At 67.1% G+C, this 16,259-nt stretch carries 13 protein-coding genes; 4 read left to right on the top strand and 9 right to left on the bottom strand.

Annotated elements, in window-relative coordinates; all coding sequences use genetic code 11:
* The first annotated feature begins 25 nt into the window (after positions 1-25).
* Positions 26-1,309: a phosphoribosylamine--glycine ligase gene (gene purD, locus ACUVWL_RS19475; RefSeq protein ID WP_014648625.1), complete on the top strand. Its 1,284-nt coding sequence runs from the start codon at positions 26-28 to the stop codon at positions 1,307-1,309.
* 106 nt (positions 1,310-1,415) lie between these two features.
* Here purD and rpoH read toward each other — a convergent pair whose 3' ends face one another.
* The 6 genes from rpoH to rhlB all read right to left on the bottom strand — a co-directional run bounded on the left by rpoH (position 1,416) and on the right by rhlB (position 7,653).
* Positions 1,416-2,291 carry an RNA polymerase sigma factor RpoH gene (rpoH, locus tag ACUVWL_RS19470; protein ID WP_053494565.1) on the bottom strand — a complete coding sequence of 292 codons (876 nt, stop codon included), beginning with the start codon at positions 2,289-2,291 and terminating at the stop codon, positions 1,416-1,418.
* A 278-nt stretch (positions 2,292-2,569) separates the two neighbouring features.
* Positions 2,570-3,283: a uracil-DNA glycosylase gene (ung, locus tag ACUVWL_RS19465; protein ID WP_445978672.1), complete on the bottom strand. Its 714-nt coding sequence runs from the start codon at positions 3,281-3,283 to the stop codon at positions 2,570-2,572.
* Entirely contained in the window at positions 3,280-4,122 is an 843-nt protein-coding gene (locus tag ACUVWL_RS19460) for a response regulator (RefSeq protein ID WP_019660837.1), read from the bottom strand. The genes ung and ACUVWL_RS19460 overlap by 4 nt, the downstream gene beginning before the upstream one ends.
* Before the next feature lie 7 nt (positions 4,123-4,129).
* Complete coding sequence (ftsX, locus tag ACUVWL_RS19455) at positions 4,130-5,077, bottom strand: permease-like cell division protein FtsX (protein WP_046429859.1); 948 nt, start codon at positions 5,075-5,077, stop codon at positions 4,130-4,132.
* 3 nt (positions 5,078-5,080) lie between these two features.
* Positions 5,081-5,767, bottom strand: coding sequence for a cell division ATP-binding protein FtsE (ftsE, locus tag ACUVWL_RS19450; protein ID WP_014648630.1), 687 nt, complete (start codon positions 5,765-5,767; stop codon positions 5,081-5,083).
* 164 nt (positions 5,768-5,931) lie between these two features.
* The gene (gene rhlB, locus ACUVWL_RS19445) at positions 5,932-7,653 is read right to left on the bottom strand and encodes an ATP-dependent RNA helicase RhlB (protein ID WP_049439326.1); all 1,722 of its coding nucleotides are present in this window, start codon (positions 7,651-7,653) and stop codon (positions 5,932-5,934) included.
* Positions 7,654-8,161: 508 nt separating this feature from the next.
* On the opposite strand from rhlB, the gene trxA reads away from it, so the two are divergent.
* Complete coding sequence (trxA, locus tag ACUVWL_RS19440; RefSeq protein WP_005411275.1) at positions 8,162-8,491, top strand: thioredoxin; 330 nt, start codon at positions 8,162-8,164, stop codon at positions 8,489-8,491.
* Positions 8,492-8,718: 227 nt separating this feature from the next.
* Positions 8,719-10,464 carry a transcription termination factor Rho gene (rho, locus tag ACUVWL_RS19435; RefSeq protein ID WP_046429862.1) on the top strand — a complete coding sequence of 582 codons (1,746 nt, stop codon included), beginning with the start codon at positions 8,719-8,721 and terminating at the stop codon, positions 10,462-10,464.
* Positions 10,465-10,551: 87 nt separating this feature from the next.
* Here rho and ACUVWL_RS19430 read toward each other — a convergent pair whose 3' ends face one another.
* Positions 10,552-11,619: a hypothetical protein gene (locus ACUVWL_RS19430; protein WP_445978671.1), complete on the bottom strand. Its 1,068-nt coding sequence runs from the start codon at positions 11,617-11,619 to the stop codon at positions 10,552-10,554.
* 296 nt (positions 11,620-11,915) lie between these two features.
* Between ACUVWL_RS19430 and ACUVWL_RS19425 the strand changes: the two genes are divergently transcribed.
* Positions 11,916-13,490, top strand: coding sequence for a sensor domain-containing diguanylate cyclase (locus ACUVWL_RS19425; protein WP_445978670.1), 1,575 nt, complete (start codon positions 11,916-11,918; stop codon positions 13,488-13,490).
* A gap of 39 nt (positions 13,491-13,529) precedes the next feature.
* Here ACUVWL_RS19425 and ACUVWL_RS19420 read toward each other — a convergent pair whose 3' ends face one another.
* On the bottom strand, positions 13,530-14,420 hold the full coding sequence (locus ACUVWL_RS19420) for an energy transducer TonB (RefSeq protein ID WP_049439329.1): 891 nt from the start codon (positions 14,418-14,420) through the stop codon (positions 13,530-13,532).
* A gap of 80 nt (positions 14,421-14,500) precedes the next feature.
* Positions 14,501-16,231, bottom strand: coding sequence for a bifunctional isocitrate dehydrogenase kinase/phosphatase (aceK, locus tag ACUVWL_RS19415; RefSeq protein WP_049439331.1), 1,731 nt, complete (start codon positions 16,229-16,231; stop codon positions 14,501-14,503).
* Positions 16,232-16,259: the final 28 nt, after the last annotated feature.

Genomic DNA, 16,259 nt, shown 5'->3' with positions numbered 1-16,259 from the left:
CTTCCGTACCCGAGAACCCTGTCCCATGAAGATCCTCGTCATCGGCTCTGGCGGCCGCGAACACGCCCTGGCATGGAAGCTGGCCCAGTCCTCCCGTGTCACCGAAGTGATCGTGGCGCCCGGCAACGCCGGTACCGCCAGCGAAGACACGTGCCGCAACGTGGCAGTCAAGGTGACCGATATCGACGGCCTGCTGGCGTTGGCCCAGGCCGAAGGCGTAGCGCTGACCGTGGTCGGCCCGGAAGTACCGCTGGTGGCCGGCGTGGTCGACCGCTTCCGCGCCGCCGGCCTGCGCATCTTCGGGCCAACCGCCGCCGCCGCGCAGCTGGAAGGCAGCAAGGCCTACGCCAAGGACTTCCTGGCGCGCCACAACATCCCCACCGCGTACTACGCCGTGCACAGCGACGTGGACGCCGCGCTGGCGTATGTGCGCGAGAAGGGCGCACCGATCGTGGTCAAGGCCGATGGCCTGGCCGCCGGCAAGGGCGTGATCGTGGCGATGAGCCTGACCGAGGCCGAGGACGCGGTGCGTGACATGCTGTCCGGCAACGCGTTTGGCGATGCCGGTGCGCGCGTGGTCATCGAGGAATTCCTCGACGGTGAGGAAGCCAGCTTCATTTCGATGGTGGACGGCGTGCATGCGCTGCCGATGGCCACCTCGCAGGACCACAAGCGCGTCGGCGACGGCGACACCGGCCCGAATACCGGCGGCATGGGCGCCTATTCGCCGGCCCCGGTGGTGACGCCGGAGGTGCATGCACGGGTGATGCGCGAGGTGGTGAACCCCACCGTGCAGGGCATGATCGCCGACGGCATCCCGTTCACCGGTTTCCTCTACGCCGGCCTGATGATCGATGCCAGCGGCGCACCGAAGGTGATCGAATTCAACGTGCGCTTTGGCGACCCGGAAACCCAGCCAGTGATGCTGCGCCTGCAGTCGGACCTGGTCGAGCTGGTGGAAGCGGCCATCGATGGCCGCCTGGATGAGGTCGAAGCGCAGTGGGACGCGCGCCCGTCGCTGGGCGTGGTGCTGGCGGCCAGGCCGTACCCGGAAGCGCCGATCACCGGCGACGTGATTTCCGGCCTGGACGACGTGCCGGCCAGTGCCAAGGTGTTCCATGCCGGTACGGCATTGGATGCTCAGGGCCACGTGGTCAGTGCGGGCGGTCGCGTGCTGTGCGTGGCCGCACTGGGCGACAGCGTGCGCGACGCGCAGGCCAATGCCTACGCCGGCGTGGCCAAGGTGAGCTGGGCCAACGCGTTCCACCGCAACGACATTGGCTGGCGCGCGATCGCACGCGAGGGGTGAGGCGGGTGCGGCATCAGGGCATCCACGCGTGGCGTGGATGAGAACGCCGCAAAAAACAAAAAGGCCCGGCAATGCCGGGCCTTTCTTCATTCCAACGCCGCCCCGCTTACGCGGTGAACAGCGCCTTCATCTTCTTCAGCGCGTTCGCTTCAACCTGGCGGATGCGCTCGGCCGACACGCCGTACTCGTCGGCCAGTTCCTGCAGCGTCACCTTGCTGTCCGCGTCCAGCCAGCGGCGGCGGATGATGTCGCGCGAACGCGCATCCAGTTCCGCCAGGCCTTCGCGCAGCAACTGCATCTGGTTGTCTTCGCTGTCGGCACGTTCGTAGGCCATCGACGGGTCTTCGTCGTCGGCGACCAGGAACGCGGCCGGCGACGGCGGCGCGTGCTCGTTGTCCTCGTCGGTCGGCGCATCGAACCCGATATCGCGACCCGACAGGCGCGACTCCATTTCCATGACCTCGCGCTCGGACACGTTCAGGTCCTTGGCCACCGCGCTCACTTCCGCCGCGTTCATCCAGCCCAGGCGCGTCTTCGACTTGCGCAGGTTGAAGAACAGCTTGCGCTGCGCCTTGGTGGTGGCGACCTTCACGATGCGCCAGTTCTTCAGGATGAACTCGTGCATCTCGGCACGGATCCAGTGCACCGCGAAGGAGACCAGGCGCACGCCCATGTCTGGGTCGAAGCGCTTGACCGCCTTCATCAGGCCGATGTTGCCTTCCTGGATCAGGTCGCCCAGGGCGAGGCCGTAGCCGTTGTAGCCGCGGGCCACGTGCACCACGAAGCGCAGGTGCGAATGCACCAGCTCGCGGGCAGCGTCCAGATCGTTGCCGTCGCGGAAGCGACGGGCCAGGTCCTGTTCGTCATCGACCGACAGCACCGGGATCTGGTGCACGGCACCGATGTAGGCGTCCAGCGAACCGAGCGCACTGGGAATCGGGAGATTGTTTGCCACAAGGGCAGTAGAGGTGTTCTGGCTCATAGGCACCCATCTTAGCAGTCCGGGATTTGGACTGCTAAAGGAGGAAAAAGTTCCAGCATCCCATTGATGCAACACTGGTCCCAAACAGAGCCCTACCGTAGCGCGATTTGATGACAGTGGCGAGCATGCTTTTCGGGATTCACAATCCCTTGGAATTCAAGCAATTACCTGCCGTAAAGCGGCCGATTCCGGTCAAGCGGAGCTGAACGGGCCGTTCTGAAGGCCCATTCAGGCCCGGGAACGTTGCCCGGTGTTCAGGCCCAGCGGCCCGCCGGCCCTCAGAGTGCCGAGCGCGGCGGCAGCGACCAGTCGATCGGGGCCTGGCCGCGGCGCTGCAGGTACTCGTTGGCCATCGAGAAATGACGACAGCCGAGGAAGCCCCGATGGGCCGAAAGCGGCGATGGATGCGGCGACTTCAGCACGCGATGGCGGCGGGTGTCGATCACCTTGCCCTTCTGCTGCGCATAGGCGCCCCAGAGCATGAACACCAGCCCTTCGCGCTCGCGGTTGAGCACATCCACCACGTGGTCGGTGAAGCCTTCCCAGCCACGACCCTGGTGCGCACCGGCCTTGCCCTCTTCCACCGTCAGTACCGCATTGAGCAGCAGCACGCCACGCTGCGCCCACGGAATCAGGCAGCCGTGGTCCGGACGCGGGATACCGAGATCGCCCTCGATCTCCTTGTAGATGTTCAGCAGCGACGGCGGCACCGGCACGCCCGGCGGCACCGAGAAACTCAGGCCATGTGCCTGGCCGCGACCGTGGTACGGGTCCTGCCCGAGGATCACCACCTTCACCTGCTCGAACGGCGTGGCGTCGAACGCGGCGAAGATCTGCGGGCCGGGCGGGAACACCGCCGCGCCACTGGCCTTGCGCTGGCGCAGGAAGCTGGACAGCTCGCGCATCTGCGGCTGCAACAGGTAATCGCCGACATGCTGCTTCCAGCTCGGTTCCAGCTGGATCGTCGGGGTGTCGGCTACTTCATCCATCATCGCAACAGAGGTCCATCGTTCAATCGGGCCAGCCTCAGCTGGAACAGCACCTTGGTGACCAGCAGCCGTTCTTCGATCGGCTTGAGCACCAGGTCGTTGGCACCGGACTGCAGCAGCCCGGTCTGGTTGTGCGGGTTGCCATCGCCGGTCATCACCAGCACCGGCAGGCGGCGCTTGCCGTAGCCGAAATCCACGCGCACGCGCTGCACCACGTCGCGACCGCTCAGTTCGCCCTTCAGGGTGACGTCGGTCAGCACCAGGTCGATGCGGTGGCGACTGCGGCCCAGCGACTCGGCGGTGAGCAGGGTGAACGCTTCTTCGGCGCTGACCACGTGCAGCACGTTCAACTGCTGGCGTTCCAGCATGCGCTTGGTGGCCTCGGCCACCACGCGGCTGTCCTCGATATAGAGGATGGTGGCACCGGGGATGGTCTGGGGCTGCACGTAGCCGCGGATGAAGGTCGCCAGTGCTTCATGGCCGAGCGATTTGTCGAAATAGTCGGTGACGTACTCGGTGAAGCGGCGCTGCTCCAGGTGCTGCTGGGCATCGCCGGAGACCACGATCACCGGCACATAGGCCTGGCCGGCCGCTTCGCGCACCATCCGCGCCAGCGCCAAGCCGTCGCCATCGCGCAGGGTCAGCGAGGTCGTCACCAGGTCCACCGGCCCCTGTGCCAGCGCCTGCTGTGCGTCCTCGATGCTGTCGCAGCCGATCACCTCCACGCCCGGCAGGTCACGCTGCAGGACGTCGGCGATCAGCTTGCGCACCAGCTTCGAGCCATCGACCACCATCACCCGCGTCGCGGGCCCTTCAAGGTGTTTCAGCGCTTGCGGTTGCATGCCGGTCTCAGGTGTCGGTCGGGCGGGTCTGGCGGAGGAAGTGGCCGGTGACCAGCCAGGCGCCCAGCCAACCCAGCAGCAGCGTGCCGAGCAGGACCAGGCCGCCGTGCAGCAGGTCCAGGCCGTGCAGTACGAACGGGCTGCCGTAGCTGCGCGAGAGTTCGGCCAGCGGCATGCGCAGGGCGGCACCCGCAGCGCCGATCAGGGCCAGCGCCACCGCGCCGGCGCCCAGGCCGTACCACGCGCCCAGGTACAGGAACGGGCGGCGGATGAAGCCATCGCTGGCGCCGAGCAGCTGCAGCACGCCGATCTCTTCGCGGCGGGCCTGGATGTCCAGGCGCACCGTGTTGCCGACCACCAGCGCGGCACCTGCGCCGAGCAGGACCGACAGCACCTGCACCAGCCGCGCACCGAAGGCAAGCCAGGCATCCAGGCGCTGGCGCCACAGCGCATCGTGCTGCACCAGATCGGCCTCGGGCAGGCTTTCCAGCGCGCGCGCCAGGCGTGCGTCGTCCTTGCCCTGGCCGGGAGTGATCACCAGCAGCGAAGGCAGCGGATTGTCGTTGAGTGCGTCGATCGCCTCACCCAGGCCGGCATCGCGCAGTTCCTGCAGGCCCTGCTCGGGCGTGCGCACGTTCACTTCGGCCACGTCGTCGCGGTCGCGCAGCTGGCCGGCCAGGCGCAGCGCGCCGGGTGCATCGACGTTGCCCTTCAGGAACACGTTGATGTCGCGCGACTGCTGCACGCTGCCGGCGAACTGCTTGAGGTTGTCCAGCGCGATCGACAGGCCCAGCGGCAGCGCCAGCGCCAGCGCCATGACCATCACCGTCAGCAGGGTCGCCCATGGCTTGCGGCAGGCGCGGCCCAGGCTGAACACCACGCTGTGCACGTGGTGCTGGAACCAGACGCCCACGCGCGAGGGGGCGGCGACTTCGCTGTTTTCGTTCTTCGCCATCGGTTACTCCGCCAGGTCCTGCGGCGAGATGTCATCCACCAGCCGGCCATGGTCCAGGATCAGCACGCGCTTGCGCATGCGGCGCAGCAGCGGCAGGTCGTGGCTGACCACCAGCACGCTGGTGCCGCGCGAGGGCAGCTCGGCGAACAGGGCCATGATCTCTGCCGCCAGGGTCGGGTCGAGGTTGCCGGTCGGCTCATCGGCCACCAGCAGCTTGGGCTCGCCGACGATGGCGCGGGCGATGCCCACGCGCTGCTGCTCGCCGGCCGACAGCTGCGAGGGCAGCGCCTTCTCGCGATGGCCCAGGCCCATCCGCTCCAGCACCGAGCGCACGCGCTTACTGATGTCGCCACGGCGGGTGCCGCGCAGGATCAGCGGCAGCGCCACGTTCTCGGCGATCGAGCGGTCCATCAGCAGCCGGTGGTCCTGGTAGACCGCGCCCACCGCGCGTCGGTGGCGGGGCACGTCGCCGCCGCGCACCTTCAGCAGGTTGCGCTCGTCGAACACCACCGCGCCGCGGCTGGGCCGCTCGTCGAGGTGGATCAACTTGAGCAAAGTGCTCTTGCCCGCACCGGAATGGCCGGTGACGAACAGCATCTCGCCCGGCGCGACCTCGAAGCTGACATCGATCAGCGCCTCGTGGCCACCGGCGTACTGTTTGCTGACATTGTCGAAGCGCAGGACACTCATGCCCCGATTATGCAGGAGCGGCGCGACCTCGTGGAGACGGTGGCGCCGATCGGTAGTGCCGGCCGCTGGCCGGCAGCCATGTGGGTTGCCGGCCAGCGGCCGGCACTACCGTTCAAAGCCACCCGACCAGCGGTCGGGGGCTACCCGCTGATCGGCAGCGCCGATCAGCTGCCCGACAGCATCCGGCGGATCTTGCGGCCGATGCGGGTCAGGAACGAATCGCCGCTGTCGGCCGCCGTGCGCACCGGCTTGGCCACCACCTGCACCGGGGTCACCGGGCTGGCGCCGTTGCCGGCGTTGGCCTGCACGCCCTCGCCACCCTCGACCGGACGGCCGTGGCGACGACGACGGCGCTTGCGCGGCTTGCGCTCGCCATCCACGGCACCTTCCGGCGCGCCCTCGGCGCGGGGCGGGCGCGGCGGACGCGGAGCCTGGGCGACAGCGGCTTCAGCACCTTCGGCCGGGGCAGCTGCAACCTGCTCGCCTTCCACGCGCGGCTTGCGCGGGCCACGCGAACGGCGCTCGCCGCTGCGCTCACCGTCGCGACGCTCGCCACGGCCACCGCCGGAGCGGCCCCCACTGCGACCACCACCACGGCGCTCTTCTTCAGCGGCGCGGGCTTCGCGCGCTTCACGGAAGATCTGGCCGACGCTCTCGTTCTCCTCACCTTCCTCGCCAGCAGCCGGGGCCGGGCGTTCCGGGCGCGGCAGCGGCGTCAACAGTTCCTTGGTGACCGGCTCGGACGGGATCTTCTGCTCGATGTAGGCCTCGATGTCCGGCAGGCCCATCGCGTAGCGTTCGCAGGCGAAGCTGATCGCATCACCCTCTTCGCCCAGGCGCGCGGTACGACCGATGCGGTGCACGTAGTCTTCGGCGTCGAACGGCAGGTCGTAGTTGTAGACGTACTTGATGCCGTCGATGTGCAGGCCACGCGCGGCCACGTCGGTGGCCACCAGGATTTCCAGCTGGCCCTTCTGGAAGCGGTTGAGCAGGCTCTCACGCTTCTTCTGCGGCACGTCGCCGGACAGCACGCCGACGCGGTAGCCGGCCTTTTCCAGCGAGCGGGCGACGCGCTCGACGAACACCTTGGTATTGACGAACACCATGGTGCGCGCGCCTTCACTGCGCGACAGCAGGCCCAGCAGCAGCGGGATCTTCTCGTCGTCGGCCGGGAAATAGATGCGCTGGCGCACGCGCGCAGCGGTGATGGTCTCGGCTTCGACCACCAGCTTCTGCGGCTCGTTCATGTGCTCGTAGGCCAGCTCCAGCACGCGATGGCTGAGGGTGGCACTGAACAGCAGGGTCTGGCGGATGGTGCGTTCCGGCATGCGGCGCAGCAGGAAGCGGATGTCCTTGATGAAGCCCAGATCGAACATGCGATCGGCTTCGTCCAGCACGCAGATCTCGCAGGCATGCAGCGAAACCACCTTGTGCTGCTTGACGTAGTCGATCAGGCGGCCCGGGGTGGCGATGATCACGTCCACGCCCTGCTGCAGCAGCTCACGCTGCTTGTCGTAATCCACGCCACCGTAGACCAGCGCGAAACGCAGGCCCAGGTCGGAACCGAACTTCACCGCATCCTTGTGGATCTGGATGGCCAGTTCGCGGGTCGGGGCAAGGATCAGCGCACGCGGATCCTCCGGCTTGCGGTCGGCCAGCGCCGGGCGGGTCAGCAGGCGGTTCACGACAGCGACCAGGAAGGCCAGGGTCTTGCCGGTGCCGGTCTGGGCCTGGCCGGCAACATCACCGCCGGGCAGCGCGACCGGCAGGGTCAGCGCCTGGATCGGGGTGCAGCGGGTGAATCCGGCTCCTTCAAGGCCGGCCTGCAGGGCCGGATGCAGCTCGAAGGAGGAGAAGGTCAAATCGGTCAGCGGTTTGTCGCTCATGAGTCCGTCTTGGTATGGCCGCCGGCCCGTGGGGCGGCTGGCACTTCATCGTCTAGGGGCACCGTCGCAAACTGCGGCCCCTGCGGCGGGTTGGCAGGCTGGGACCACCGGTCCGCGCGCCGCACAATGCCCCAGTTTACCGCACTCGGGCAGGCAAACCGGAATGCGGCGTCTCATGGCGTCCAGAGACGCCACCTTCACCCAGCCACACCGGACTTGAACGGCCTGCCCGGGTTCGCTGGTGTCGCCCACTGCCAGCCCCATGTACAGGAAGACAGTGAAATCCGACACATACCGGCCATCGAAGCGATCACGATACGCTGGGTTCCAACCGGCGCCTGTCCCTGCCCTGCGATAGGGGTACACTGCCGGCCGTGAGCGTCCAGGCATCCCGCCGAACGCACCGCGGCAGTGCGCCGCGAGGCAACGACGAGGGTCGCGCCACCGGGCATGGCCCAGTTCACCCACCTCCGGCATGGCCGGGTGCAATCCAAGACGAGAAACCAAGATGAGCGACAAGGTTGTACATGTCGGCGACGCCGACTTCGATAGCGCAGTGCTGAATTCCAAGGAACCGGTGCTGGTCGATTTCTGGGCCGAGTGGTGTGGCCCCTGCAAGATGATCGCCCCGGCGCTGGACGAACTGGCCGATGCCTACCAGGGCCGCGCCAAGATCGCCAAGGTCAACGTCGACCACAACCGCGCACTGGCCGCCAAGTACCACGTGCGTTCGATTCCGTACCTGGTCGTGTTCAAGGACGGCGAGAAGGTCGGCGAGCAGATCGGTGCGGTGGGCAAGGCTCAGCTGGCCGGCCTGCTGGACAAGGCCCTGGCCTGATCCTGCTGTTCCCGGCAGCCGCTGCCCGCGGCTGCCGGCGGGCGCCCCGCGTCCATTATGAATGCTGTTCCCGGCGACCCTTGCATGCCGCCGCAGGCCGATGATAGTGTCGGCATATCCGGCCGCGCTCGCGTGCCGCACCCTCTGGACGCAGTTTCTTCCAGACCCATTCCCAACGTTCGCCGCCCCAGCCGGGCGCTCGCACCTTCAAGCGAGGAATAACGCTCTTGTCCGATAACACTTCCGAAACCGGCAGCGCCGATGCGCCCGCCGAAAAGCGCGTGCGCAAGCCCCGCGTGAGCAAGGCCGCCGCCCCGGCAGCCGCCGAAACCAGCGCCGCTCCGGCGCAACCGACCCTGCCGCTGGCAGCCGCGCCCGAAGCGCCGGCACCGGCTGCAGCCGCCCCCGCGCCGAGCGCGCCTGCCACTGAAGCCCCCGCCTCCGGCGGCGGTGAGGGTGGCGAAGGCCGCGAATCCGGACAGCGCCAGCAGAACCACCAGGGCGGTGGGCAGCACCAGGGCCAGGGTCAGAACAACAACCCCTACAACCAGAACGGCCAGCAGGGCCAGGGCAATCGCCGCGACCGTTTCCGCAACCGTCGCGACCGCGACCGCAACCGCGGTGGCCGCGATGACGGCATGCCGCAGGACGGCGGCGAGCAGCAGCCCTTCGTGCCGCGCCCGCACGCCAACGTGCCCGAGGGCTTCCCGGTCTACTCGCTGAGCGACCTCAAGCGCATGCCGGCACAGAAGCTGCTGGAGATCGCCGAGCAGCTGCAGATCTCCGAAGGCGTGGCCCGTGCCCGCAAGCAGGACGTGATCTTCGCCCTGCTGAAGGTGCTGACCCGCCACGGCGACGGCGTTGCCGCCGATGGCGTGCTGGAAATCCTGCCGGACGGCTTCGGCTTCCTGCGCGCGGCCGAAGCCAGCTACCTGGCCGGCCCGGACGACACCTACATCTCGCCCAGCCAGATCCGCCGCTTCAACCTGCGCACCGGCGACCACATCTCCGGCCGCATCCGCTTCCCGAAGGACGGCGAGCGCTACTTCGCGCTGAACATCGTCGACACCATCAACGGTGAGCCGATCGAAGCGTCGAAGAACAAGGTGCTGTTCGAGAACCTGACCGCGCTGTTCCCGCGCCGCCGCTTCACCCTGGAGCGTGGCAACGGTTCGTCGGAAGACATTACCGGCCGCATCCTCGATCTGATGGCGCCGCAGGGCAAGGGCCAGCGCTCGCTCATCGTGTCCCAGCCGAAGGCCGGCAAGACGATGATGATGCAGCAGGTCGCCACTGCCATCACCACCAACCATCCGGACGTGCACCTGATCGTGCTGCTGATCGACGAACGCCCGGAAGAAGTGACCGAAATGCAGCGCACCGTGCGCGGCGAGGTCATCAGCTCGACCTTCGACGAGCCGGCCGCGCGCCACGTGCAGGTGGCCGAAATGGTCATCGAGCGCGCCAAGCGCCTGGTCGAGCACAAGAAGGACGTGGTGATCCTGCTCGACTCGATCACCCGTCTGGCCCGCGCCTACAACAACGTGGTGCCGAGCTCGGGCAAGGTGCTGACCGGTGGTGTGGACGCCAACGCCCTGCACCGCCCGAAGCGCTTCTTCGGTGCCGCGCGCAACGTGGAGGAAGGCGGCAGCCTGACCATCATCGCCACCGCGCTGGTCGACACCGGCTCGAAGATGGACGAGGTGATCTACGAAGAGTTCAAGGGCACCGGCAACAGCGAAGTGCACCTGAGCCGCCGTATCGCTGAAAAGCGCGTGTTCCCGGCCATCGACATCAACCGCTCCGGCACCCGCCGCGAGGACCTGCTGATCGAGCCGGAACTGCTGCAGAAGATCTGGATCCTGCGCAAGCTGCTGCATCCGATGGATGAAATGGCCGCGATGGAGTTCCTGCTGGACAAGATGAAGAACACCAAGTCCAACGACGAGTTCTTCGGTTCGATGAAGCGCTGATCCACGGCATAGATGGAACCAGAAGAGGCCCCGCGATGCGGGGCCTCTTCATTGGAACCAGCGTCCCCGTCCGTGGGCACCATGGAGCTATCGGCAGATCTGCCGCGGGTCCAACTCCAGATCACGACAGATGCGATCATGCGCCAGGTGCGCCGCCCGATGCCTGAGGCCAACGGCAGCCAGCCAGCCGGGAATGGACGGCAACAGCATCTCCCATACATCAGCCTGCAATCGCCCCCTCAATGCGATCAGCAGCTGGCGGGCCTCATCTTTGGCACCCGCGAGATACGCCGCAAATGCAAATGTCTCCATGCAGATCCCGTGATAGCTGTCGCCATGAAGGGATGCAATGTCCCGCAGACGACACTCCAGGGTTTCCGGCGTGGCACCGGCCCATTTCAGTATTGCGCGGCGTAGCCACGCAGCGGTTGTCTCGTTTCCGAGATGGCGGGAGATTCCTCGCATTGAGCTGAAGCCGTCCGCCACGGTCAGGGCATCATCCAGCAGCGCTTGTGCAGCCACGATGTGCGAGCAGCTGCCAGCGGGCGCGTTCTCAACCACCCAATCGGCAAATCGAAAGTGATCATCCGGCTCGCCTCCCCAGCGCTGCCATGTCCCTCTCGCATACTGCACGATCGAAGGGCAATGGAACGGCTCGGCCGCCATCGCCGCATTGAGCCAGTCATCCCTGTTTCCGTCACCGGTGCCGACCACGACGTCACAGTGAATCAGGCCAGCCAACGCCATTGCATTGCCAGGCTCCTGGGCCACGATGTCCGAGAGCTTCCGATATGCCTGCATCATGATCCCGGGGTATCTGCGTCGCCGCAACATCGGGATATCCGCTGCGTAGCTCTCACCGCGGACTGACCATGCCTTGTTGATTTCCGCATATGCAGAAACCAGTAGAGGGTGAGAGGACTGTGGCAACGCCTGCGTCCACATCTTGATCCATCGACCAACCCGACGTTCCACCGACAAGCGCCAGACAAGGTGCTCATGGGTCTCAGCCGGCACCCCCGCCATCACGGCCTCGGCCGAAGCATGGTCACCGGCATTCAGGTGCATGCGAACCCGCGAAAGATGGGATTCGACAAAGTGGCCTCGATGGGTTGCGCAAGGAAGAACCCTCAAGCTCTGCAGCAGAAATCGCATGAACGTGCATCCTCCAAACGCACCATGCTTTCAGTTCCCGGGGGCAGGTACCATGCGAATAGTTGTAGATTTCCTTGACCAGCCAGACTGACCCTGCGCCCACGCGTCCTGGCACCGAGCTCGCTGCGGCAGGTTTTTTTTTGCCTGCAGGGCGACCCACTTCACTTTGCCGCCGCCGACTTTTGGCGATAATCCGCCCGATACCCTGCCCGGCCCTGCGGGCGTGGCCACCGATTCCGCTGTCGCCCCTTCCGGAGAACCGGTCGGGTCCAGCCTCCTGCCGGATCCGTCGACGCATGCGAACGCTGTCTCCCCGCCTCAACCTGGGCAAGCTGATCCTCGCCCTGGCCCTGCTCAGCGCCATCATCGCCCTGGCCAATACCCTGCTGGCCAGCTACCGCGTGCAGCGCGACCAGCTTGTCGGCAATACCCTGGAAGCCAACCGCGTCTATGCCACCAAGCTGGCCGAGACCACCCAGAACTTCCTGTTGGCCGCGCAGCAGGAGCTGGCCTACGCCGCCACCCGGCTCGGCCAGAGTGACCTCGATCCGGCACAGGCGCAGGACGAGGCCAGCCGCCTGCAGCTGCAGACCAACAGCTTCAATTCCTCGCTGGTGGTGGACGCCGACGGCCTGGTGATCGCCACCTCGCCGCAGACCCTGCAGCTGCAGGGCGAGGTCCTGCACAGCGTCGGCAACAATGCCGCATTGGCTGCACGCCAGCCGATGATCAGCGACCCGTACCAGTCGACCACAGGCAAGCTGCTGGTCTCGCTGTCGCACCCGATCTTCGACCGCCAGGGCCACTATCGCGGCTACGTCAGCGGCACCCTGTACCTGCGCCAGCGCAGCGCGCTGCATACGCTGCTGGGCAAGCACTACTACCGCGACGGCTCCTACCTGTACGTGGTCGACCGCCATGGCCGCCTGCTGTACCACGCCGACGGCAAGCGGGTCGGCGACTACGTGGTCGGCAACCCGGCGGTGAAGGCGGTGGTGCGCGGTGAGCGCGGCGCGCAGCAGGTCCGTAACAACCTGGGCGTGTCGATGCTGGCCGGTTACGCGCCGGTACCGGCCACTGGTTGGGGCATCATCGCCCAGCGGCCGACCGAGGCCACATTGCAGCCGTTGTCACGGTTGATGACCGCGGTGATCTGGAACGCGATCCCGCTCGGCCTGCTGTCACTGCTGATCACCTGGTGGTTCGCCCGGCGCATCTCGATGCCGCTGTGGCAGCTGGCGCGCAACGTGCAGGGTGGCGAGGACACCGGCAGCGCGATCAACCACGTCAGCGGCATCCGCGCATGGTACTTCGAGGTTGCCCAGCTCAAGCAGGCGGTCCTGCACAGCTTCAACGCCCTGCAGGACCGCATTGGCACACTCAACCGCGCCAACCGTACCGATCCGCTGACCGGCCTGCTCAATCGCCGCGGCCTGCAGCAGGCGCTGGATGCGCTGCAGGTGCAGGGCATTCCGTTCGCGATCCTGGCGCTGGACATCGATCGCTTCAAATCGATCAACGACAGCCACGGCCATGACGTCGGTGACGCCGCCATCGTCCATATCGCCGACCAGATGCGCCGCTACTCGCGCGACAGCGACATCCTCTGCCGTGCCGGTGGCGAGGAATTCCTGCTGCTGCTGCCGGGCATCAGTACCGACTCGGCGCGCCAGGCCGGCGAGCGCCTGCGCCAGCACATCGCCGATCATCCGTTCGAGCCGGTCGGCACCATCACCGTGTCGCTGGGCGTGGCCCACTTCCCCAGCTTCCATGTCGATGCCGAGCAGGCGCTGCGGCTGGCCGACAAGGCCCTGTACATGGCCAAGGAACAGGGCCGCAACCGCGTGGTGGTCTACCCGTACGCGGACTGAAAAGCGGCCGGCCTGGCCGACCGCTCCATCGCACCGGGCTCAGCGCTGCGCCAGCGGCGTCAGCAGGCGCAGGCCGCGCTGGGTGCCATCGACCATGTACACGCCGCCGGCCGGCAGCAGATCACTTCCCGCCTGTCCGGCGCCATCCGGCGTGCGCCAGGGTGCGGCCTGGCGCGGGCCGGGGATGAAGGCACGCCAGCGGCCGTAGCGTTCCGGCTGGCCGTTGTCGCTGTTGTTCAGGGCGAAAGTGACCGGCACGCGCACGGTCCATGAATCCCGCGTGCTGTCCTCGCCGGTGGTCGGCGGCGAGAAGGTCCACTTGCGGGCCGCACTGATACTGGCCTTGGCGAAGATGTCGCGCATCCTGGCCATGGTCCGTTCCGGTGCGACCACGGTCATGTTCACCTGCTCGGCAATGACATCGGCCACGGTGCCGTCGCGTGCGACCTTGACCAGCAGCAGTACGTCACCCTGCCCGCCATTGCGGAAGGCCTCTTCGGGGTAGCGCGGCGGCGGCATGCGCTTCTGGGTGATCGAATCGGTAGCCTTCGGATCATATTCACTGAAGTCGACGCTGGTCATGCTGATCTGGTAGTTGCCGTCTTCCTGCTGCTTGCCACGCAGGCGTACGCGCAGCGGCGCGTGGACGGCCACCGGCGTGCCATCACGCAGCGTCGGTTCGAACTGCCAACCGCGGATGGCGCCTTCCACGAACGACACGATGCCGGGTGCGAGCATGGCACGCTGGTCCAGGACCAGCGTGCTGACCGAACCATCGGCCGCCACGTCGATACTGCCCGACAGCACCATGCTCATCTCGGCAGTGGCGCGCACGGCGCGCGCGTTCTGGGCCACGGCATCGGCCGGCAGCAGGGGAGCACCGGCGGCGAACGCCAGGGCCAGCGCAAGGAACAGGGGGGAACGCATCATTGCCGGATCCATGGTGATGAGGTGAACCCCGAGCGTACCGCAGTCCGAGCGGGACCGGCAGGCAGTCCACGCCACGCCGTTCAGGCCAGGCGATGGACCGCCGCATAGGGCGGGGTATCCGGATAATCACCGCTGGCGAAGCGCGCCTGCAGGCCCTGCCACCACGCGGGATCAAACAGGTGCCGGTAATGTTCGCGCACCGCCGCCAGCTCGCCCGCCGGCAGGCCCATGAACGGGCCGAAGCGCTCTGGAAACACGTCGCGTGGCCCGACGTGGAACCAGGGTTCGTCGGCCATGGCTTCCTCCGGCGTGCGCGGCTGCGGCCAGGCGCGGAAGACGCAGTCGCTGACCAGGCACAGCTCGTCATAGTCGTAGAAGACTGCCCGGCCATGCCGCGATACGCCGAAGTTCTTCGGCAGCATGTCGCCGGGGAAGATGTTGTTGCGCGCCATGTCGGTGATCGCCTGCGCGTAGTCGAGTACCGCCGCACGCACCGCATCGCCGCCCTGCTCGCGCAGGTACAGGTTCAATGGACGGAAGCGACGCTGCACGTAGCACAGTGCGACTTCCACCTGATCGCCATCGACGCGCACGCTCTGCGCGCACTGCGCAAGCAGCTCCTGCAGCAAGGCCGGTGCGAAGCGGTCGCGCGGGAAACGCAGATGGCGGTACGGCTGCGCATCAAGCAGGCGACCGACACGGTCGAGGTTGAACACCAGCGCATACTTCTCTTCCACCTGCTGCCGCGACATCGACTTCGGCCACGCGAAGCGGTCGCGGATCAGCTTGAACACCAGCGGATAGCTGGGCAGGGTGAACACCGCCATGACCATGCCCGGCGTGCCTTCGGCATGCACCAGCCGCTCCTGCGGATGTTCGTTGAAGTGGCGGAAGAAGGTGCGGTAGCGCTCGGTCTTGCCCTGCTTGGCGCGGCCCAGCACCGTATAGATCTCATCGATGGGCTTGCCCGGCAACAGGCTGCGCAGGAACACCACCGCATCGCCCACCGTGGCAAGGTCGGCCTGGAAATAGCTGCGCGACACGCCGAACAGATGGGCGACATCGCGACGCCGGGTCAGCACCGCATCTGCACGCAGGCCCTGCCCATCGTTGACCAGGGCGATCACGCACGGTGAGAAGCGGTGTTCGCCGAACACGCGACCCACCAGGTAGGCGCGGCGTTCCCGGTAGAACACGGTGTCGAGCAGCTCGATGCTGCGCACCGGCGTATCACCCCAGTGGGCCAGATCATCCTGCAGGCGCACAGCGATGGCCGCCGCGCAGCGCAGCTGGTGCGCATACGGAATGTCGAAGCGGTAATCGGCCAGCACGCGCTGGAGAGCCTCCACCGGCCGCGTCGGCGAGACCGCATAGGTATGCCGTGCGACCGGGTGGGTGATCGCATCGGACGGCTCGACATCGAAGGCGATGAACTCCAGCGCCGGGTCCACGCCACGGGTGGAGAACAAGCGCCGCGACAGCGTGTTGTAGAAGGTCTTGTACAGCTCGGCGTCGATCAGCCCCCGCAGCAGTGCGCTATAGCGCGCATGCACCTGCAGCCACAGCGCGCGTTCCCCGATCGCTTCGCCGGCGAGACGCCGCAGCGCATCCATCTGTTCGGCAATGCACAGGTCGTACAACGCGATGCGCTCGACTGCATCCCGGCGCGCGCCCACCCAGTCGCGCTGCTCGAAACGCTGCCGCGCACGGGCGGTGATCGCCGCAAAGCGGGCGTGATACTGCTCGAAGCCGGCGTGAATGGCGCCGGCGATGCGCGACGCCAAGTCGGCAACGGTGTCAGGCTCGGACATGCAGGGCTCACCCGGGAGGACCTGCCTC

It is taken from the genome of Stenotrophomonas muris (genome assembly GCF_052751275.1).
Note: the sequence above shows the minus strand (reverse complement) of the source record. Positions and strands in the feature narration are given on the sequence as shown.